Here is an 18,555-nt window from a genome sequence, read left to right as displayed (position 1 = left end):
GCCGGAGAGTCCGCGTGCACAGCGGGGCCGGGACGAGATCGGCACTGCCTACAGCGACCACGACCTAGTCGTCTTCCTTGAAAGCGCCGGCCTCGCCGACGCGGGTTCTGCCGGTGGCTGAGGCTGACCTGACTGGCCTGGACTGAAGCTGCACCGGGCGCTGCCGCGGCCGTGGGCGACGTGCAGGTGTGAGGACGCCCCCAGCGGATGTCTGGGGGCATCGCCAGCTCTTCCCCTCCCCGGGTCGGGGCCCGGATCGTGGGGGCGCTTCACTGCGTCCCGCCTGTCGAGGAACGCTGTCTCTATGCTGCCCCGCGGTCATGCAGTCTGTCGCAGTGGTGTGGGCTGGTCAGAGGTTGGCGAGGACGACCAGGGCGTTGCCGGCACTACTGGGAGCTGGACGAGACGGAGCCCGGCCGACGCGCGGCTGCCGATGACGGGACGATCCGGCCGACGGGGGACCCGAGGGAGGCCGGGCACGGGAGCGCGGCGTAGTCCGGTTGCGCGGTCACCAGTCGCGGACCGGCCTTGCTATCAAGATGACGGGCACGATCAGCTCCTGTGGGCAAGCCGTCCGGCGACGACGACACCTCTTCCCACGCGATAGCCGAGGGGAAGAGATCGACGGGCTGGCTGGCCGGGGCGCAGCGGTGTGGGCGAGCCTGGGGTCGTGGGCAGTGCGCCGGTCGTCGTGCACCGGCCGTCGCAGTCCGGCGGCCGCCGGGTCACCCTGCACCGGCACGGCCGGGACGAGATTCTGGGTCTGGCGCACTCCGACCACGACCTGGTTGTGTTCCTCGATGCGGCTGGAGTGATCGACCCGGACCGGGTGCTGGATGATCCACGCTGGGTGGAGTGGCGCGGGGCCTGCCCCACCAGTGGAGCGCCGTGTGAGCGAGAAGCCCGCAGAGCCGTGGGGTGGTGAGGGCCCTGGCCGGGCGGCGGCAGGGCACGCCTGTGCAGCCGCTGGGCGGTTCGCTCCTTGGTGGCCGGACAACAGGGAACCTCGCTCGGAGCCACCGGTCCGCCCAGTCCGGCCTCTACGCTGCCGTCATGACGCTGAACGCCGACGAGCATGCGCTCCTCCGCCTGATCGCTCAGTCACCAGAGCCGGTGGCCGCCTCCGACTTCTTTCACACCATCCGCCCGGCGAACTTTGAACGAAGCGCCGCCGAGGAAGACCCTCGGCGCGTGGCCTGGCAGGAGAAGCAGTTCGGGCTTTACAAGGCGATGATCGACCTGCACGACGCCGGTCTCATTCGGATTGTGCACCCGGCTAACGGAGAGCGACCAGACCTGATGGAGGCCACCGAGGCCGGCCACGCTGCTCTGAACTGAGCCCTGCCGGGCGGGCCCGGTCCGGGTCCGCCCCAGCGTCGGGGAGAATCAACCCAGGGGCCCGCATGGTGGGCTGAGGTTCCAACCGAGACGCTGCCAGTCCTCTCTCCAACACATGGTTAGCTGTAGACACTCCGGCAGTGCCCCGCGAAATTCGGTGACACTCTCTGCTTGGTCCCGTGTATGGCTGGCGCCAAAAGCCAAACAGGGGAGGGCAGCCGGTGGGTAAGGCGTCGTCGGGGAAGCGCGCGGCCAAGGCAGGCGGAACCCGGGATCACACAGTGCCGCAGATGTACCTGAAGCACTTCGCCCAGCACGTAGCACGCCGCAAGTACGAGCTGAAGGTGCGAAGGCTCGACAAGATCAATGATCCGTTTCCCGTGACGCCCACAGGCATCGCTGCTGAGACCGGCTACTACTGGGGGATCAGTGCCGAAGGGGTCCCTCACCACCATGTTGAGGAACTGTTCACCTCCCTCGAGGGACACGCCGAAACAGTACTGAAGGTCCTCCTCAACGACCCGGACTGGGCGCTCACACCGCACTGGCCGTTGAGACCGGACCAGCGCCATTTCCTTGCCTGGTGGATGGCTGCCCAGATCTTGCGCACCACGCGCCAGCGGAAACGGCTTACCCACCAGCAGACCGAAGCGCCGGACATCACCGGCCTGCCACAGGAAGTGCACACGCTCGCACAGAACAACCCCCACCTGCGCTACATCGCTGAGAACATCGTCACGTTAGCGCTGATCCTTGAAGCACGTCCGTGGGCGCTGGGCTTCAGCGACATGTGCCTGCTAACCAGCGATACGCCGATCGCCATATGGAACCGCCCCGACGACGAAGACCAGCTGCGCGCCGCCGCACTGAGCGACATCCTGCTCCCGCTGGACCCTCACCGCTTTCTGTTCCTACCCGGCCCCGCTACCCGGGGCACCGACCCGCGTAAGCACGTAGACCACCTGATGCACGCCAAGGGCGCCATCGGCTTCGCGCTTGTGGAGGTGGCGTACGACGTGGCTGACCAGTTCGTGATCCACCACCCAGAGCACGATCCCTGGAAGCATTGGAAGCCGAACAGCCCAGGGCAGCCCAAGCCATGGGACGGGCAGACGCATTCTGCTCCTCAGTACATCTTGGAGTACGGCGTACTTCCGCCCAGTCAGAACATTGAACGTCGCTGGACCGTGGAACACCCACCGCCTCGCTCCCCAGACGTGTTGCACCCCTGACCTGGCAGAACATCGTCCTGGCGCACACAGCACCGGACCCCGGGCCGTGACAGGCCCGGGGTCCGGTCACGGCGCAAGAAGGCCGATCAGAGGCTGTCCGGAGCGGCCCGCGGGACCGTCACCGGCCTTGCCCAGTCCATGCCCAACTCCGCGAGCGCGGCCAGCTGGTCGGCGTCCAGCCGGTATCTCCTCGATTTCGCGTTCGAAATCCATACGCCCAGCTTCACGGTCACCGGCTCGCCGTTGACGGTGATCTCTTCGCTGTGACCCCTTGGCACCGGCCGGTCGCCTTCCCGCTCCACCCACTGCGTGAGGGCGGCCAGGCCCCGCTGGAACGCCGCCTGCGCTTTGCTCGGTCCCTTCGTCGTGCGCGCGGCTGCCGGGGCGGGAGAGGGCGCCTCAGCGGGCTGCACGCCCAGCTTCGACAGCCGCTCCTGCTGCTCGGGGAGAAGCTGCGCCCAGGTGCCCGGGTTCCTCTGCCGCTGAAGCCAACGAAGCCAAGCCTGGAGCCGCCGGGCTGACATGGCGAGGTGTCCTGATCAATCCTCGTAGCGCCGACGCGAGATGGACGGTGAGGTCGGCGGCTCCATCACGGTTGGCTATGAACGTGAACTCGCCCAGCTCGACAAGCAGGACACCGCCCGCTGCGGACCGTGAACACCGACGAGCCGGCGGCCGGGCTGTAACCGTGATCGGTCGCAGCGCCGGTACGGCGAAGGCCGCCCCCGATGGGGCGGCACGGCGGCGATGGGCGGGTCAGCCGACGGTGATGACATAGAGCGGTAGCACAGCGAGGCCCACCTCAACATGGGCACTCATCCCCCTTGTGGCCAGTCGGCTGACCCGGAAGAAGCCAGTCTCCGCCTGGACGAAGAGGCAGGGCACCTACTAGCTGAGCCAGCCTATGAGCATGGTCGGCACGGAATCATTTGTTCACCGAAGCCGAGGTGAGGGATCTGTCTCTTCCGTGGCACCGAGTATGCGCAGAAGGCTGATGCGGAGGGCGTCTTGTGCAGCCGGGGCGGACAGTCGGCCGGCATGCGTCTCCTCGCTTGCGGCATGGCCTAGCCTGATGGTCGCAGCGACCAGCCAGTCGACGGGGAGCCGGTCGTCGAACTCTCCGGACTGGCGACCGCGTTGGATCACCCGTCTGATCCGGTCGGCGACGGGCGTGTGCCGTTCGTGGTCGGCCTCCGGGCTGACGGTGTGGGCGCTGATCAGTTGCACGAGTACGGGGTAGCGCCCAGTCACCTGGGCGCCGGCGTCGAGCATGCGCATCAGGACGTCCGCGGCAGGCCCGGTGCCGGGGTCGGCGGCATCCATGGCGACGACGGCCTCATGGGTGATCCGCTCGACCACGGCCAGCAGCAACTGCTCCCGTGACGGGAAGTGGGCGTAGATGGTCGGGCGGGTCACGCCCGCGGCTCTGGCGATCGCCTCCAGGCTGGCGTCGGGTTCGACGTTGAGGACCCGGGTTGCGGCGTCCAGGATGGCGGCTCTGCTGCGACGGGCGTCAGCACGGCGGCTTCGGGCGGGAGGCGACGTCATCTCTTACATGTTGCCAAACTTGTCGGGGACTACATATCTTACAAGGTGTAAAAGATCGTGTGTGAACACCAGACCGGCGGGAGTGACATGCGCCCACTCGGCAACACCGACCCCGAGCAGTTCATCGCCGACTTCTACACCTCCTTCACCGAGGACTTGCTGCAGACCGACGAGGATGCGGCGCTGATCGTGGACCGCTATCACACCCCGGACATCGTCGAGATCGCCGACGGACACCGGATGGACCGCGACAAGCTCATCGCGCATACCCGCCCAGTCTGCAAGAACCGGCCCACCATCCGTATGGAGGTGCACGAGGCCGTCGCCGACGGCGACCGGCTCGCCGCCCGCTACACCCTGTTCTCCTCCCAACGCGGCAAAGACCTCGCCATCGAGGTCTACTTTTTCGGCCGGTTCGCCCCCGACGGGCGTATGCGCCAGGCACACATGACCACCCGCACTGTTCCCGCGGACGGCAGCGGCGAGCAGACAAAGGCGGCGCCATGACCGCGAGCACGTACACCATCAGGGGCATGGCCTGCGGGCACTGCGCGGAGTCGGTCACCAAGGAGCTCGAACGCATCGCAGGCGTGACCGCCGTGACAGTGGACGTCGACAGCGGCAAGGTGGTGGTGACCTGCGACACGGATCTCAAAACCGCGGACGTACGCGCCGCGGTCGAGCAAGCCGGCTACGAGCTCACGGCCGAGGAGACCAGCTTCGGGGAGGGCGACAGCCCGCAGTCCTGACACGAGCGGCGCCTGCGTGCCTGATCCTTTCCTGGGGCCCCAGACGCGAGGTGATGGCTCATGAGACACATCACAGTCTGGAGAAGGACGGCTACCGCGCCCAGCTTGCCCGCTACGCCGGTGGCCGGGTGCTGCTGCGCTCGAGGCAGGGCACGTACATGACCGCCTCGTTAGCCGTGTGTCCGGGAGCCTTGCGAGACAAGATCCACGAACTCAAATGCTCCGGCGTGCACGGCGGAGCGATGGTCTTCGGCCGTCTCCTCGTCGGCTGGATGGAGAGCCACCCTGAGCAGATGCGCGGCGTCGACCACGTCGTAGGCAACCCCACCCACGCCGGCCGCCAGCCCCTCCAGCACGTCGAGGCGATTATGGACGCCGCCTACACCGAGGACATCACCCGCTCCTTCCCGCTCAGCCCTCCGGGCGCGCGCCGCCTGGTCAAAGGGAGCGATACGCCCCGATCCGCGAACCGGAGCCTGGACGACAAACGTGCGGCCGCGGCCGCACACGCTGCTGCCCTTACCTGGACCGGCGACACGGGCGACAGAGCCACGATCCTGCTCCTCGACGACGTCTTCACCAGCGGGTCGCAGCGCCGCATCGGGCAGCAGACGTGCGGCCATCTCCTGGTCCACCGCATCCGCCCGCCCCTACATCCCGCCCTACCCCCTGCGCTCGCTGATGGGTACACAGGCACCGCGCGGCGTACCGCCAGGCGCGTCCGGTCAGCTCCCGTCCCGTACGGCGACCGCGAAACCGAACTCTCCGCCGGGTTCCTCACGCAGTGAGTCGGGGAGCCCGCCGACGGCCGTACACAGGGCCTCGGCCATGCCGCGGGTCAACGGCCCGTCGGGGCGTGGGACATCGGCCGTGGCGTTGGTCTTCCGTCGCGGCCGGATGTACTCCGCACCCCATTCGGTGAAGCGCGGCAGGGCGACCCGGCCGTTGTCCTGGTGCCATCCGCGCGCCGCTGCGGCCACCACGACCCGGATCCGGCGCTCGTAGGTGTCCGGCACCACCTCGGTGAACACGGTGAGCCGCACCAGTCCGTTGCCGTCGTCCATCCCGTAGGGCAGGGTCCACTCCACCACGCCCTCCACGGGTTCAGAGTTGAGGTCCCCCGTCGCACGCTGCGCCGCGTAGTCGGCTCGGCGCAGGTCGATGAGCGGCCTGAGCTGGCGTGCGACGTAGGCGTGCCAGTACTCGACGGCCATGTGCGGCCTCCTAGGTGAGGGCGCAGGCCCCCCGCCCGCGCTCGGAGCGACCAGCCTAAGCAGCACAGTTGGCGCAGTTGGCGGCGGCGTCGGTGAGGGGAGGGTGGTCTTGGCTTCCTCGTACTCGAGTGCTCCACCGCGGCAGGGTCTGCGGGGGTCACCGGAGCGTCACCGGTCTCGCCGAGATCCCTTCCAGCAAGGTCACCCCGCACATGTTCCGCCGGACCATGGCCATGCTCACCCGCGACTATCCCGGATCGGAAATCGCTGTCGGCATGCAGCTCAAGCACGCAGCCACCCGAGCCCTGGCCAACCGCTGGACCCAGGGCTACATGGATCACGACCCCTCCTGGGCCCGTCTCCTCACCACAGCTATCGCCGAACGCCGCTTCCAACGGCTGAGGGACCTCTTCGACGCCGACAGCTGCGGCGAGGCCATCGGCTTCGGGCCCGGCGCTGACCAGATGCGTTCGGCCTTCGCTGCCGTCCGGGAGAAGGCCCAAGCCCTCCGAGCGAACGGAAAGGCCCAGCGAGGGGACGTTCGCGTCGAACACGGCCTGCTCAAGCGCACGCACCTGTCGATCCGGTTCGGAAAGCTCAACCACTGCACCATGGACGAGAACAACCCCGTCGGCGCGAAGTGCCTGGAAGATGCCATCGTGCCCCCGGGGCACCGAGGGCCGCTCATCGACCGCTGCCAGCCCGCACGCTGCAGCAACAGCATCATCACCTCCGAACACCTACCGATCTGGAAGGCCGAGCACGATTCGTTGAGCCGACTCCGTGACCAGCCACGGCTGCCCCCAAATCGCCGAGCTGCCATCGACGAACAGATCCGTGACGTCGAACTCGCGCTCAGGAAGGCAGACGGCGCATGAGCGAGGCCCTCAGCTCAAGGTTTCGGCACGGGCCGAGACGGCACTGCGGGAAGCTATGGAGCGACTCTTCACCGGCCGACCGGCCCATACCGACGGCAAGCTGACAAAGAACAACCTCTGGCGGGAGGCCGGCGTCAGCCGAGCCACTATGAACCGCGCCACCGGCGTGCTTGCTGATTGGGACGACCACATCGGCCACAGCCCGGCAAGTCTCCACGACCAACGACAGACGCAGGAGATGGCTGATCTTCGACGCCAGCTCAAGAACAACCGGCGAGAGCGACAGCAACTCCTGGACCAGGTCGACGCAGCCGCTACCGTCATCGCCGTCTTGCTCGCGGAGAACACAGCCCTGCGCGAGCAGGCCACCAAACAATCGGCTGTCGTCATCCCCCTCGACCGCACCCACTTCATTTCTGAGTGAAGACGCTTCGCCCTACAGGCCGTACGCGCTTGTTTGTCAGCCATCAGCGACACCTCAACGCGCGAATTCGGGGGCCTTCTCCGTGGGCATCGTGCGCATTGTCCGAAGCGGTGACAGCAAGTTGGGAAGGACACTCAGCGTCATACCCGCTGCACCAATCCACAAAGTGCCTGCCGCTCCGAACACAGAGCCCGAGGCTCCACCCAAAAGCCCACCGAGAGGAATGCCACCCCAGGAAACAAACCGAGCTGTTGCGCTCATCCGACCCAGAAGCCGATCCGGCGTCAGAGCCTGCTGGAAGCTTGACTGAGCCACCACGCGGACGACTCCACCCAGTGACAGAGCCGCAAGTCCGATGGCAGCCACATACACGCTCCAACCCGCTCGGGCCAACGGCATGAGCGCGGTCAACGGACAAGTAACCAGCGCCGCCAGCCAGATGACCGGACCGTGCCCGACCCGCTTCGAGACCCTGGTTGCCAACAGCGCGCCCAGCAAGGCACCACAACCCATCCCTGAAAAAATGAGACCGATACCAAAGGACTGGAGGCCAATTTCCCGCTCCAAAAAGACCAGCAACATGGTCTGATACATGACCAGGAAGAGATTGAATATCGCATCCCCCAGGATGATCGCGCGGAGGGTGGGGTACTTGACGACGAACTTCAGCCCCTCCTTGATCTCGCGAACCAATCGAGGATGCTCGCTCGACTCGGGCTTCTTTTCGCGTTTCTTGATGGTAATCGCAAGCAGCCCCGACATAGCCATCCCGGCCGAACTCACCAAAAGCGTTGCAGGAGCTCCAACCAGGCCGACCAGCGGCCCCGCCACCGTCGGCCCGCTGATACTGGTCACCGAGCGTGTGGCCGAAAGTTTCGAGTTCCCTTCCACGAGATTCCCCCGCCCCACCAAGTACGGGAGATAGCTGACGTACGCAACATCGAAGAAGACAGTCAACACTCCATGAACCAAGGCGACTGCATAGAGCCACCAGATGCTAAGAAGCCCCGCCCACCATGCCAACGGAACCGCCAGGAGGAACAGCGCACGAGCGAGATCAGTACAGATCATCACCGATCGCTTCCGCATGCGGTCCACCCACGCGCCCGCCGGCAACCCGACCAGGAGCGATCCTGCCGAAGTCATCGCGGCCAGCAAGCCCACCTGGAACTCGTCGGCATGCAATGCCACGACGGCAACCAGAGGCAAGGCCAGAAAGATGATTCGGTCGCCTAACTGACCCAACGCAGTGGCAGCAAACAATCGCCCGAAGTCCCGATCGTGCAAGAGGCCAAGCCTGGAGAATTTCGCCATGGAACACCCTGCTGTCGAATAGTCGATGTCTCTCTAATGTCAACGACTACGGATGGTCGACTCCGAACTCGTAGACCACTTCCCGGCACACGTCCGGAATGACCATGTCGGCTGTTTCCACCGGACGTCCGTCCGTGTCGAAGATGGTCCGCTCGATCTGCAGCACGAGGTCTCCCACGCTGATGCCCAGGAGGTTCGCCTGAACCTGGGTGGCACGAGCCGGGCGCGGCACCTCGACCACAGTCGAGACGGCCACGCCAATGGATCGCATGCGCTCGACCACACCCCTACCCGCCAGGGGACCCATCTCGGGCAGCACAATCGGCGTTCCATCCGTGATAGCCATCGGCTCCCAGGACTCGGAAAGCTGGACAGGTCGCCCGTCGGCAAGGAACTCGTAATGCGTACAGACACAGAAGTCGCCGGGACTGATGGCGAGCCTCTCGGCGATTGGCTCGGGGGCGGGGACGCGGACCTGACTGTGTGAGTCCCAGGCGTCGGCCCTTCCCCGCTCCCTCCTGTCCTGCCAAGGAAGAGAACCCTCCCGCCGTTCGCGGTGCCGCGAGCGGATCAGTCGGAGGCGCTCTCGCGGCCTGCGGACGTAGGTGCCCGAGCCGGCACGGCCTTCAAGGAGACCCTCGATGATCAAACGGTCCATGGCCCTCTGTATGACGTTGCGTCCGACCCCGTACTCCACGGCAAGCCGAGCCCGGGACGGCAGGCGCTGCCCGATCTCCCACTCTCCGGAGACAATCCGCGCGCGCAGCACGTCGGCTACTGCGAGGTACGGCGCCTCTCGGGGCATGGATGATCCTCCGGTTGTCCTGCTCTGCGGCAGCTGGTCATTTCCAGGCGGCGTTGGCAAGTTACTGCACCAGGGAAAAGCTGCTGGAGTAGAAATACGCTCCGAGCTCATGCGCGGCTGGTGCGGCGGCAGCGGTCCGGCAAGATGACCGGCTGCTGCCGGTCCGTGGAAGCGCAGGGCTGGAGGAAACCGAGAACTCCGGGCAACCGTGCTGGGCGGATGGGGACGTGCCGAACCGTTACGGCGCGTCGTATTTGCTTGTGGCGCTCTGCGCAGGGCGAATAACCGCCTTGCCGGAGTCAAGGTCAACAGAGCTGGGGGGTGCACCGGATTCGGCGTCGTCCCGGAGGACAAGTTGGCGTTCCCGCTCCTGTCGCACGTGCCGCTGTGACGGATGGAAGAGCTCGGCCCATGCCTCAGCAGTGGACGCTCCGCCGCCGCCATGCCTGCGCCGCCGCCAGCCGACCCAGGTAAAGAGGAGCAGCCATAGGCAGATGACGACACCGCCAGTCACAACAAGCAAGGGTTCTCACCTTCCGAGCACCGCTGATTCGTGGTGACAGTCTGCTGACAACCATGCACAACGGCCAGTGCAAGCCGAGCCAATGACTTGGCGGTAGGAGAGGTAGCTCAGCCGCCGGTGTCTCATGAGACACCCCGCAGTCTGGAGAACGACGGCTACCGGGCGCTGCTCTTCGCCGGCCCTGGCCGCGCGTACCTGCAGTCGAGGAACGGAGCCGACCTCAGCGGTGCCTTCCCTGAGATCACGGCTGCCGGGCGGGCCCTGCGCGAGCCGCTGGTCCTGGACGGTGAGCTGGTCGTCGCCTCGGAGGGCCGTCTCGACTTCGGCCAGCTCCAGCAGCGGGCCTGGCGCCACGGCGCCGGTGCCCGGCAGGCCGCCCGGACCACCCCGGCGCACCTGATCGTGTTCGACGTCCTCGACACGGCCGACGGCCCGCTCCTGGACGAGCCGTACCGGGCACGACGCGCGCTGCTGGAGGCGCTGTTCGCCGAGGGGGTGCTGGCCGCGCCATTCGTCCTGTGCCCGGCGACCACCGACCGGGCGATGGCGGAGGACTGGCTCGACCCGGCGTGGGGCGCGGCCGGTATCGAGGGTGTCGTCGTGAAGGGGCTGTCGCAGCGGTATCAGCCGGCCCGCCGGGGCTGGATCAAGGTGCGTGCCCGCGCCAGTGCGGAGGCGGTCGTCGCCTCGGTGACGGGCCGGGTGACGGCGCCGTCGACGCTGCTGCTGGGCCGCTACGACCAGGCTGGCCGGCTGCGGTTCATCGCGCGGACGTCACCCCTGTCGGCGACGGCACGGCGCGAGGTCGGCGGCCTCCTCTACCCGGGCGGCGCCGAGCATCCGTGGCAGCACCGCCGCTTCGCCGTCGGCTGGGGCTCACGCGAGATGATCGACCACCGGCCGGTGGCGCCCGACGTGGTTGTCGAGTTCGCCGGTGACAGTGCGGTGGACGAGGGCCGCTACCGGCATCCCGTCCGCTACCTGCGGGTGCGCGACGACCTGAGTAGGTGTTTTTCAACCGCAGGCGGCCCAGGACCGTAAGCAGGCCACCGATACGATCATGGTCATGACGGCTTTGGAACCGACGATCCTCGCGACCTCCGGCGGCCATCGAGTCGGAGGGCGGACCAGGGTGATGTTTGATGCTCTGGTGCATCATGCGGTTGACCTCTCCGGCGTGCATGGTCGGCGCCCGCGCATCATGTACGTCGGCACCGCCATTGGGGACGCCGAGCACTTCACAACCCGCATGACCGAGGCTGCGCGAATAGCGGGATTCGATCTGACGCCTCTGCACCTGTTCCCCATGCCCAACCTCGAAGATGTCGAGGGCTCGATCCTCGACCACGATGTGGTCTGGGTCATGGGAGGCTCGGTGGTCAACCTGCTCGCGGTGTGGAGAGCACATGGCCTGGACCGCATCATGCACCGTGCCTGGCAGGCCGGTGTCGTGCTCAGCGGAGTCAGCGCGGGTTCCCTCTGCTGGTTCCAGGGGGGTGCGACCGACTCGTTCGGGCCGGAACTGCGCCCGGTCACGGACGCACTCGGCTTCCTGCCGTATGGAAACGGCGTGCACTACGACTCGGATGAGGGTCGACGTCCGTTGATTCATCAGCTCGTGGCGGACGGCACCATGCCTACTGCTCACTGCACAGACGATGGAGTCGGCCTGGTGTACCGCGGAACGGAATTGGTGGAAGCGGTGACGGAAATCCCCGGTAAAGGCGCTTACATCGTCAAAAGCGACGGAGTCAGGGTGGTGGAGGAGCGCATCGAACCTCGCATGCTGACCGCATCCTGGTGATGACCGCGTCTTTCACTTCACGAGCTGGGACGATTCACGTTGGAATCGTCCCAGCTCAGCCGGTCGCCGATGGCTTCTTGGTCCACTGGCTGGTGCGGGGGCTTTTGCGGGTGAGGCGTCGGGTCATCGTGGTGATGAGTGCCCAGTTCAGGTGTGCTTCGGAGTGCTGGGGGAGGCGTTCGTAGTCGCGTGCGTTGCGGCGGGCGTTCATGCACCAGCCGATCGTGCGCTCGACTTTCCAACGGCGGGGCAGGATGACGAAGCCCTTGGTTCCCTTGGGGCGGGAGACGATGCGCAGGTTGAGCCAGAGGCGGTCGCGGGCCCAGTCCACGAGGTCGCCGGCGTAGCCGCGGTCGGCCCAGATCTGGGTGATCTGCGGCTGCGTAAGGCGCAGGCGCCAGAAGACGTCGCGGGCGGCGTCGCGGTCCTGGACGTCGGCGGGCGTCACCGTGATCATCACGGGCAGGCCGAGCGTGTCCACGGTGATATGTCGCTTGCGACCGTTGATCTTCTTCGCGGCGTCGTAGCCGCGGCTGTTCTTGCCGACGGTGGATGCGCCCTTGACCGACTGGGAGTCGACGATCAGGGCCACCGGGTGCGGGCAGCGGCCCTTGCCGGTACGGATCCGGCGGCGGAGCTGGTCACGGATGTAGGTGACGACCCCGGCCCGGTTCCACCGCCAGAAGAACCCGTAGACGGTCTCCCACGGCGGGAAGTCCCCGGGCAGCGCTCTCCATTTAGCGCCGTTGTCGACGATGTAGCGGATGCCGTCGACGATGTCCCGTCGGGGCCGGACGGGCGACGGTACCTCCGACGTGTCGACGTGCACCTCAAAGTCGGCCATGCCCCGCCTGAACCCCGGTGACCGCCTTACGGCGCAGGGCCGGCGCACGAACACTCCCTGACCGCCCTGCGGACGGCTCGCCCGTCGAACCGGCCCAGGCACGCTGGGCGCGTTCCGATCGTCGTGCAGCGGCTCTCCCGGACGAACGGTCGGTGCAGCAGCGACCGGGACGGGATCCTTGGCACCGCCTACAGCGACCACGACTGGTCGTGTTCCTTGGAGGCGTCGGCGTCGCCGAACCCTTCGCTGTGCTGGGCTGCCTCAGAAGAGCAGAGGGCGGGTGGGGTGGACCGTGATCTCGGCTTCGGGGAAGAGGGCCTGGTAGGGGGCCGTTTCCAGCCCTGTGGAGTGCTCCTCCGAGTACAGCCTGAGCGTGCGGACCTGCGGGCAGTTGCCGTACAGCGACGTGAGATCAGTGTCTTCGCGAATGTTCGTCACAGAGACAGTCTCAAGTGCGACCAGGTGCGGAGCGGAGAGGAGCTGGGGGAGGTGTCTCGCCGCGATGCCTATTGAGCTGAGACGCGGGAGCCTGGCGATCTCGGCCCAGTCCCTGGGGCGGAGGTCGCCGATATCGTTTTGGATGTTGAGGTACTCCAGTGTCGGCCAGGTGCTCAGACCGCGCAGTCCGGTTTCCGCGACGGCGTCTTCGCTCAGTGACAAGCTGGTCAGAGGAGCGTCCTGCGGCATGGCGGACAGCCCGCCCGGCAGAGGCGTCGAGACGGTGAGCGTTTGGAGTGTGGAGAGGTGGTCCAGCCCGGCTGTCCCGTCAAGGTCTCGGATAAACAGTGAGGTCAGCCCCATCTCTGTCAAGGGCATAAGGTCCTCAACTCCTGGACAGCTCACCAGGTTCATGTGGTGGATCGAGGGCAGAGAGGCGAATGGTCGCAGGTCGTTCAGCAGGGTGTTCTCGTAGAGACCGAGGTACTCCACCTGTTCGGGCAGAGCCCGGAGGATGTCTGCAGGAGCGTGGTCGCCTGTTACGCCGATTCGTGTCCGATCGCCGAGACGTGACAAGGCACGCACCTGCGCGGGCGAAGTGATGAAGAGAAACAGGTCGTGGGTGTCGACGTGGGTCAGCACCTCATCGGCGTACACCTCTGCATCGAAGAGATTCCACGCCCGCATCAGGTTGATCCGGACCCTTTGCGCGGAATGGTTCCGGTATTGCGCCAGCACCGGCACCGCGGCCTCCGTGCCGACCAGCGCCGCCGTCGCCGTTACGGCCTCGGCTTCGTCGTCGGACAGTTCCTGCGGGCCTGGTAGCAGTTCCAGGATCAGCGGCCCGATCTGTGCCAGTTCCTTGACCTCGGCGTCTGTGTGGGGCGGCAGCAGCGTTGCCGCCGCCTCCTCGACCTTGCGTCGTACGGCCGGGTCGAGTTCCGTGGCGTGTTCCAGGCACGCCATCGCCAGCAGGTGGACACGTTTGTCCGAGGAGGCCGTCAGTAGATTCAGTAGCTCGGCCCGTTCACGAGGCCGGGCTTGTGCCACTGCCATGCGGATGACGTCCGCCCACTGGTCGTCGGAGGCGTGCTCCGTCAGCAGGCCGAAGTCGCCGGCTTCCACGGCCGCCCGCGCCCCCAGGTAGTCCTGGAATGTGCGGTGCACAAAGTGGATCGTGTCCGGGGCGGGTGAGAGCATCAGACCGGTGCGGATCAGGAAGTGGCGCAGCACTGCGTCTGCGTCCCCGAGGACTTGCGCCGCCGGGATCGCCGGGAGCACCTCCGCGATGATGCTCTCCGCCCGGCTGCGGTCCATCTCTGTTCGGCCGTTGCGGATGAGCCAGTGCGCGAGTCGCTGGAGGAGCTGCAGTTGGGGCTCCTCGCTCAGCTCGGGGGTCGCCATGTCGCGTTCGCGGTCGCGGCGGACCAACAGTAGGGAAAGCGCGGAGTCGTACAACTCCTTGCGGCCGTGTGGGAGGTAGCCACGCCGGTCACGGTGCAGGGCGCAGATCAGACCGCACATCAATGGATTCGTAGCGAGGCGGCCCAGGTCCGGTTTGGTGCGGACGGCGTCGCGCAGCTGGGCCTCGTAGGCGGCCAGGACGGCGTCCTCGTCGGGCGCGCCGGTGGCGGCTGCCCGGTGCCAGCGCCTGATGAAGTCTGCCACATCCGATGGGCTCATCGCGGAGAGGCCGAGTTCAGTGAATCCGTCGGCGGCGAGCCAGTCCTCGCGCACGGCGGAGGGGCGTGAGGTGACGAGCCAGCGGTTGCCGGGGTAGGCATCCAGCAGGTCGCGTAGCCAGGTCCGTGTACGTTCGCGTTCGGGCTCCGGCACCTCATCGAGGCCATCCACCAGGACGAGTCCGCGCCCACTGGTCAGGACGCGGTGCTCCCAGCCCTCCGGCTGGGTGCCGGCCAGAGGGCAGCCGACGGCGGTAAGGAAGTGCGCGGGGGAGGGGAGGCGGTCGCCGTGCCGGGTGAGAGTGCGCAGGGGCAGCACGAACGGGATCCGGCCGATGAGGTAGGCTATACGGTCCGCGGGGCCAGTCGCCGCCGACACCGCGAACCACTGGATCAGCGTGGTTTTTCCGGAGCCCGCGACACCACGCAACAGCACTCGGTCGTGGTTGGCTAGCGTCTGATCGGCGGGGGCAGGGGCCGAGACGGGGGAGCCCGACTCTAGCCCGAAGTCCGGTTCTGCCCTGTGTCCAATGACGTCCAGGCTGAGGTAGGTGGCGGCCAGCGGCCAGCGATCCGGCGAGTTGCTGAGATCGATGCCGTAGATCGTGAGCTTGCCGTGCTTCTTGGCGACGTAGTTGAGGTAGCTGTGCTCGAAGGCTGTGTCCCGAGCGCCTGGGCGCGGGGTACGGACAAGCACCTCATCGACCTTCGCGATGAGATCCGCCTGCGTCCGGGTCTGTTCCACCAGGGTACGAGCCACGAAAGTCGAGCGGCGGGTGAAGAACTCCAGAATCTGCAGGCAGGCCCACTCCGTCGCGGAGTCGAGGAAGAGCTGAGCGTCGGATGACAGCCCATCCGGCTCGGGCCCCTGATGGCGCAACCTGCGCGCCAGCTCCCGCTGACCGAGCCGCACGGCTTGGACATCGCTCATGTCCAGATCCCCTAGGGCGAGCAGCCTTAGGGCCAGTGCATTGGCCACGGCAATCCGCTCCTGGGTGCGGAAGGGGCGTTCGCCGGGCGAGTCGATCGCTTCCTGGACCAGATGCTCCGCGAGCTTGTGCACGTCCTTCTCGCCCAGCGTGCGCTTCTCACCACGGAAAGAGACCAGGTCCTTCAGTCGCACGGGCCTGTCGACCAGTCCAGCACCAGGCCCGTCCGCCACGAAGAGTTTCCTGATCAGTGAGCCGACCAGATTGGAGGCCAACCTGCCACCGAGTACCACAGGATCCATCCGCCACCCCCGTGTGTTCCGGATACGGGTGGAGCCTAGACGGGGGTCACGACAGCTGTCTGTCTTAATCCGGTAGCTTGAACGTTTTGTCGTCGCTGTCGGACAGACGGCGGCGCTGTTGGCCGCTGTCCGGGACGATTGTGATTCCCTCGTTCACGTTCGGACCCACTGCCCGTGCGTACGCCCATGCGCTACGTCCAGCGCATGCCGATGGCGGAGAGCTGCTGTCCAGGAGCAGTGTTTGTGATCAGGAGCGGGTGTTCTGGCCTGGGCTGATCAGTTTGGTGTGTGGCTGTGGCCGGACGGTGATGGTGCCTCGGTAGCCGTGGCGAGTGCGGGCGCTGGTCCCGGGCAGTGGGCGTGAACTGCAGGTTTGTCAGGTAGCGGGCCGTGGTGATCAGGTCGTGTCATCTGAACTGCGGCGCGGTCATTTCCGTTGGTCGTTGGTATGCGGCGGTGTTGAGACGAGCCGCCTGCTTCTGGGGCCGAATGGCCAGCGGACGTGGGGCCGGGGGCTCGCTGGTGTTCAGGTTCCGCCAGGGAATGGGGTTGGTCCCTCGGCTGTGTCCGGGGGTGTTCGTGTGGAAGCTGCAGGGTTACCAGCCGTCATCGTCTCCGGCTTCAGCAAGCCGCTCTTCGTCCGGGAGCTGCCGCATGTTCTCGTCGACAAGAACCGATGCGAGTGAGGCGGCTTCACCGGGAGCCGGACCATCTCCGCCGCGGCCTGTTCCACCGCCACTGCTGACCCCGTACGACGCCGCCCCACCCACCGGACAGGCGGCGTCGCCGGACAGCGGCCCGGGTCAGGCCGGGGCGGCCTGCTTCGCCAGCGCGGCGAGCGGGGAGCGCCGGCCTTTCTCCACCGCGCGCAGCTGCTCCCAGTCGACCTCGCCAAGCGGCTGGAGACCTGGCTGCGCAACCGCAAGGTCCGCAACGCTGCCGACCTCGCCGTTGCCGCCGTCGAGGCCGCCGAACGCCAGCACACCGCACTGCCCGGCGAGACGATGGCCGCCCAGATGGTGCACAGCCTGGCGAAGGAGGTGATGACCCTCAACGAGAAGATCGACGAGATCGACAAACTCATCGAGGGACGGTTTCGCAGCCACGACCAGGCCGAAGTGATCGCCAGTCTGCCGGGGATCGGTCCCCTGCTCGGCGCCGAGTTCCTGGCCGCAACGAGCGGAGACATGACCCGCTTCGGCACCCCCGACCGCCTCGCGGGCTTCGCCGGTCTGGCCCCAGCACCCCGCGATTCCGGGCGCATCAGCGGCAACCTGCACCGCCCAGCCCGCTACCACCGCGGACTCCAGCGCGTCTTCTACACCTCCGCACTGATCAGCATCCGCTGCTGCGAGGAGTCCCGCCGCTTCTACGATCGCAAACGCGCTGAGGGTAAACGACACGTCCAGTCCGTGCTCGCCTTGGCCCGCCGACGAGTCAACGTCCTGTGGGCCCTGCTGCGTGACGGACGGTGCTACCAACTCACACCTCCCGTCACCGAGGCAGCTTGACAACGTCATTGGGAGTCGTTGGTAGCGGCGGCGCTCGGACGATCCGCCTACTTGAACCGGACAGCGACGCCCAGACGCTGACCTCTATCGCCCTTTCGACGATCACGTAATCCCTCGGCTATGTGGTCACATGTTCCGGGACTGGCGAGTCCATCAGTTCTCCTCGGGTTACAGGCTGTCGGCCCATGAGGGGACGGGGTAGGTGTGGACGTCGCCGAGTGCGAGGCGGAGGGGGCCGAGGAGGCGGTGGGCGAGGCTGGGGGCGAGGTCTTCGATGGCGAGGGCCGCGGCAGCGAAGCACACGGCCTTTTGTTCGTCCGAGAAGTCCCGTACGCGTTTGCCGTGGGAGCGGGCTGTTCGGTCCAGTGCTGTTTCGGTGTGTTTTATCAGTGCGTTCTTCAGCGTGGCCCGGTCGGCGGTCGCGGCGAGGTCCTGTGCCTCGTACCAAGCGGGGTCTTCGCGATCGGTCGGCCATGCCTTGTTGTAGGAGCGGCGCAGGGTGAGGACTTCAGCCCAGGTCAGCTTCTCCAGCCGGGCGAGCAGTGCTGACGCTGTTCGCCCTTGGGGCCCCAGCGCCCACCAGGCCGGCACCCGGAACCATATTCTTTGGCCCAGGTCGGCGCGGAGCGCTCCTCGTCGTCGTTCGGAACGAGACTGATGACCCACAGCCCGAACGGAATCTCGGTCGTGAACGGCAGGTAAGAGGCACCTGATGCACGTGGTGCTGCGCGGTGCCATGGCTGCTTGCGGCGCCGCAGCGGCACGCCGGGTGTTTCCTCGATGAGGATGCTGCGGCGGTCGCGCAGGGAGGCGGCGTAGTCGATCGGGTCGTCTTCGAAGCCGCGGCCTGAAGGGCGTGTGACCTTCCAGCCCCAGTCGGCCGGCAGACGGTTCGGGTCCACTCCCGCGGCTGTCCAGTCTTCCCACCCAAGGCCAGGCACCTGATCCCCCTCCGTGACGACACTGGAGCCCTATCTTGGAGCACCCCGCAGCGGGCGTGCCGTGCGGGCGACGAAAGAG

The 18,555-nt window shown here is 66.8% G+C and carries 18 protein-coding genes and 3 pseudogenes; 11 read left to right on the top strand and 10 right to left on the bottom strand.

Annotation, left to right across the window (positions count from 1 at the left end; genetic code table 11):
* Positions 1 to 670 precede the first annotated feature (670 nt).
* The 3 genes from H0H10_RS09045 to H0H10_RS09035 all read left to right on the top strand — a co-directional run bounded on the left by H0H10_RS09045 (position 671) and on the right by H0H10_RS09035 (position 2,570).
* Positions 671 to 925 (top strand): hypothetical protein, encoded by a 255-nt coding sequence (locus tag H0H10_RS09045; RefSeq protein ID WP_188180337.1) that lies wholly within the window; start codon positions 671 to 673, stop codon positions 923 to 925.
* A 128-nt stretch (positions 926 to 1,053) separates the two neighbouring features.
* The gene (locus H0H10_RS09040; protein WP_188180357.1) at positions 1,054 to 1,338 is read left to right on the top strand and encodes a hypothetical protein; all 285 of its coding nucleotides are present in this window, start codon (positions 1,054 to 1,056) and stop codon (positions 1,336 to 1,338) included.
* A 179-nt stretch (positions 1,339 to 1,517) separates the two neighbouring features.
* Complete coding sequence (locus H0H10_RS09035) at positions 1,518 to 2,570, top strand: DUF4238 domain-containing protein (protein WP_309141758.1); 1,053 nt, start codon at positions 1,518 to 1,520, stop codon at positions 2,568 to 2,570.
* Between the two features lie 86 nt (positions 2,571 to 2,656).
* Here H0H10_RS09035 and H0H10_RS09030 read toward each other — a convergent pair.
* Together H0H10_RS09030 and H0H10_RS09025 are read right to left on the bottom strand one after the other, a co-directional pair.
* A pseudogene (locus tag H0H10_RS09030) lies at positions 2,657 to 3,064 on the bottom strand (Helicase associated domain protein); the annotation flags it as partial.
* 439 nt (positions 3,065 to 3,503) lie between these two features.
* Complete coding sequence (locus H0H10_RS09025) at positions 3,504 to 4,118, bottom strand: TetR/AcrR family transcriptional regulator (RefSeq protein WP_188180335.1); 615 nt, start codon at positions 4,116 to 4,118, stop codon at positions 3,504 to 3,506.
* Between the two features lie 57 nt (positions 4,119 to 4,175).
* Here H0H10_RS09025 and H0H10_RS09020 point away from each other — a divergent pair, with 57 nt between their 5' ends.
* Genes H0H10_RS09020 through H0H10_RS39705 form a run of 3 tightly spaced genes read left to right on the top strand, consistent with a single transcriptional unit; the run spans position 4,176 to position 5,655 of the window.
* Complete coding sequence (locus H0H10_RS09020) at positions 4,176 to 4,625, top strand: nuclear transport factor 2 family protein (protein WP_444875692.1); 450 nt, start codon at positions 4,176 to 4,178, stop codon at positions 4,623 to 4,625.
* A complete protein-coding gene (locus H0H10_RS09015) occupies positions 4,622 to 4,867 on the top strand; it encodes a heavy-metal-associated domain-containing protein (protein WP_188180334.1) in 246 nt (81 codons plus the stop codon). The genes H0H10_RS09020 and H0H10_RS09015 overlap by 4 nt, the downstream gene beginning before the upstream one ends.
* 53 nt (positions 4,868 to 4,920) lie before the next feature.
* Complete coding sequence (locus tag H0H10_RS39705; RefSeq protein WP_223179599.1) at positions 4,921 to 5,655, top strand: hypothetical protein; 735 nt, start codon at positions 4,921 to 4,923, stop codon at positions 5,653 to 5,655.
* Here the strand turns inward: H0H10_RS39705 and H0H10_RS09005 are convergent.
* Positions 5,593 to 6,081 (bottom strand): hypothetical protein, encoded by a 489-nt coding sequence (locus tag H0H10_RS09005; protein ID WP_188180333.1) that lies wholly within the window; start codon positions 6,079 to 6,081, stop codon positions 5,593 to 5,595. The genes H0H10_RS39705 and H0H10_RS09005 overlap by 63 nt on opposite strands.
* Before the next feature lie 227 nt (positions 6,082 to 6,308).
* On the opposite strand from H0H10_RS09005, the gene H0H10_RS39700 reads away from it, so the two are divergent.
* Both H0H10_RS39700 and H0H10_RS08995 read left to right on the top strand, forming a co-directional pair.
* Positions 6,309 to 6,959, top strand: a complete 651-nt coding sequence (locus H0H10_RS39700; RefSeq protein WP_223179598.1) for a hypothetical protein — start codon at positions 6,309 to 6,311, stop codon at positions 6,957 to 6,959.
* A gap of 55 nt (positions 6,960 to 7,014) precedes the next feature.
* Positions 7,015 to 7,383, top strand: coding sequence for a hypothetical protein (locus H0H10_RS08995; RefSeq protein ID WP_188180332.1), 369 nt, complete (start codon positions 7,015 to 7,017; stop codon positions 7,381 to 7,383).
* A gap of 54 nt (positions 7,384 to 7,437) precedes the next feature.
* Here the strand turns inward: H0H10_RS08995 and H0H10_RS08990 are convergent, their stop codons facing one another.
* The 3 genes from H0H10_RS08990 to H0H10_RS39695 all read right to left on the bottom strand — a co-directional run bounded on the left by H0H10_RS08990 (position 7,438) and on the right by H0H10_RS39695 (position 10,016).
* The gene (locus H0H10_RS08990; RefSeq protein WP_188180331.1) at positions 7,438 to 8,697 is read right to left on the bottom strand and encodes an MFS transporter; all 1,260 of its coding nucleotides are present in this window, start codon (positions 8,695 to 8,697) and stop codon (positions 7,438 to 7,440) included.
* Positions 8,698 to 8,743: 46 nt separating this feature from the next.
* Complete coding sequence (locus tag H0H10_RS08985) at positions 8,744 to 9,502, bottom strand: GntR family transcriptional regulator (RefSeq protein WP_188180330.1); 759 nt, start codon at positions 9,500 to 9,502, stop codon at positions 8,744 to 8,746.
* A gap of 238 nt (positions 9,503 to 9,740) precedes the next feature.
* Positions 9,741 to 10,016, bottom strand: a complete 276-nt coding sequence (locus H0H10_RS39695; protein ID WP_309141760.1) for a DUF6191 domain-containing protein — start codon at positions 10,014 to 10,016, stop codon at positions 9,741 to 9,743.
* Between the two features lie 126 nt (positions 10,017 to 10,142).
* Between H0H10_RS39695 and H0H10_RS08980 the strand changes: the two genes are divergently transcribed.
* Positions 10,143 to 11,066, top strand: a complete 924-nt coding sequence (locus H0H10_RS08980; protein ID WP_309141757.1) for an ATP-dependent DNA ligase — start codon at positions 10,143 to 10,145, stop codon at positions 11,064 to 11,066.
* Between the two features lie 25 nt (positions 11,067 to 11,091).
* Entirely contained in the window at positions 11,092 to 11,829 is a 738-nt protein-coding gene (locus H0H10_RS08975; RefSeq protein ID WP_188180329.1) for a Type 1 glutamine amidotransferase-like domain-containing protein, read from the top strand.
* A 61-nt stretch (positions 11,830 to 11,890) separates the two neighbouring features.
* Here the strand turns inward: H0H10_RS08975 and H0H10_RS08970 are convergent.
* Together H0H10_RS08970 and H0H10_RS08965 are read right to left on the bottom strand one after the other, a co-directional pair.
* Positions 11,891 to 12,673 (bottom strand): annotated as a pseudogene (locus H0H10_RS08970) (IS5 family transposase); the annotation flags it as partial.
* Positions 12,674 to 12,934: 261 nt separating this feature from the next.
* Complete coding sequence (locus H0H10_RS08965; protein ID WP_188180327.1) at positions 12,935 to 16,024, bottom strand: NACHT domain-containing protein; 3,090 nt, start codon at positions 16,022 to 16,024, stop codon at positions 12,935 to 12,937.
* An 893-nt stretch (positions 16,025 to 16,917) separates the two neighbouring features.
* Between H0H10_RS08965 and H0H10_RS08960 the strand changes: the two are divergent.
* Positions 16,918 to 17,535: pseudogene (locus tag H0H10_RS08960) on the top strand (transposase); the annotation flags it as partial.
* 168 nt (positions 17,536 to 17,703) lie between these two features.
* Here the strand turns inward: H0H10_RS08960 and H0H10_RS08955 are convergent.
* Entirely contained in the window at positions 17,704 to 18,126 is a 423-nt protein-coding gene (locus tag H0H10_RS08955; RefSeq protein WP_223179596.1) for a hypothetical protein, read from the bottom strand.
* The gene (locus H0H10_RS39690; protein WP_223179595.1) at positions 18,054 to 18,437 is read right to left on the bottom strand and encodes a hypothetical protein; all 384 of its coding nucleotides are present in this window, start codon (positions 18,435 to 18,437) and stop codon (positions 18,054 to 18,056) included. Before H0H10_RS39690 ends, H0H10_RS08955 begins: the two co-directional genes overlap by 73 nt.
* Positions 18,438 to 18,555: the final 118 nt, after the last annotated feature.

This window comes from Streptomyces griseicoloratus, from assembly GCF_014534645.1.
Taxonomy (GTDB): domain Bacteria; phylum Actinomycetota; class Actinomycetes; order Streptomycetales; family Streptomycetaceae; genus Streptomyces; species Streptomyces griseicoloratus.
This window is presented reverse-complemented; position numbering and strand designations above follow the sequence as displayed.

Excerpts from the sequence above, each read along its gene's own strand:
- H0H10_RS09040 (WP_188180357.1), top strand. The coding sequence starts at position 1,054 with ATGACGCTGAACGCCGACGAGCATGCGCTCCTCCGCCTGATCGCTCAG.
- H0H10_RS09025 (WP_188180335.1), bottom strand. The coding sequence starts at position 4,118 with ATGACGTCGCCTCCCGCCCGAAGCCGCCGTGCTGACGCCCGTCGCAGC.
- H0H10_RS09015 (WP_188180334.1), top strand. The coding sequence starts at position 4,622 with ATGACCGCGAGCACGTACACCATCAGGGGCATGGCCTGCGGGCACTGC.
- H0H10_RS39705 (WP_223179599.1), top strand. The coding sequence starts at position 4,921 with ATGGCTCATGAGACACATCACAGTCTGGAGAAGGACGGCTACCGCGCC.
- H0H10_RS09005 (WP_188180333.1), bottom strand. The coding sequence starts at position 6,081 with ATGGCCGTCGAGTACTGGCACGCCTACGTCGCACGCCAGCTCAGGCCG.
- H0H10_RS39700 (WP_223179598.1), top strand. The coding sequence starts at position 6,309 with ATGGCCATGCTCACCCGCGACTATCCCGGATCGGAAATCGCTGTCGGC.
- H0H10_RS08995 (WP_188180332.1), top strand. The coding sequence starts at position 7,015 with ATGGAGCGACTCTTCACCGGCCGACCGGCCCATACCGACGGCAAGCTG.
- H0H10_RS08990 (WP_188180331.1), bottom strand. The coding sequence starts at position 8,697 with ATGGCGAAATTCTCCAGGCTTGGCCTCTTGCACGATCGGGACTTCGGG.
- H0H10_RS08985 (WP_188180330.1), bottom strand. The coding sequence starts at position 9,502 with ATGCCCCGAGAGGCGCCGTACCTCGCAGTAGCCGACGTGCTGCGCGCG.
- H0H10_RS08975 (WP_188180329.1), top strand. The coding sequence starts at position 11,092 with ATGACGGCTTTGGAACCGACGATCCTCGCGACCTCCGGCGGCCATCGA.
- H0H10_RS08965 (WP_188180327.1), bottom strand. The coding sequence starts at position 16,024 with ATGGATCCTGTGGTACTCGGTGGCAGGTTGGCCTCCAATCTGGTCGGC.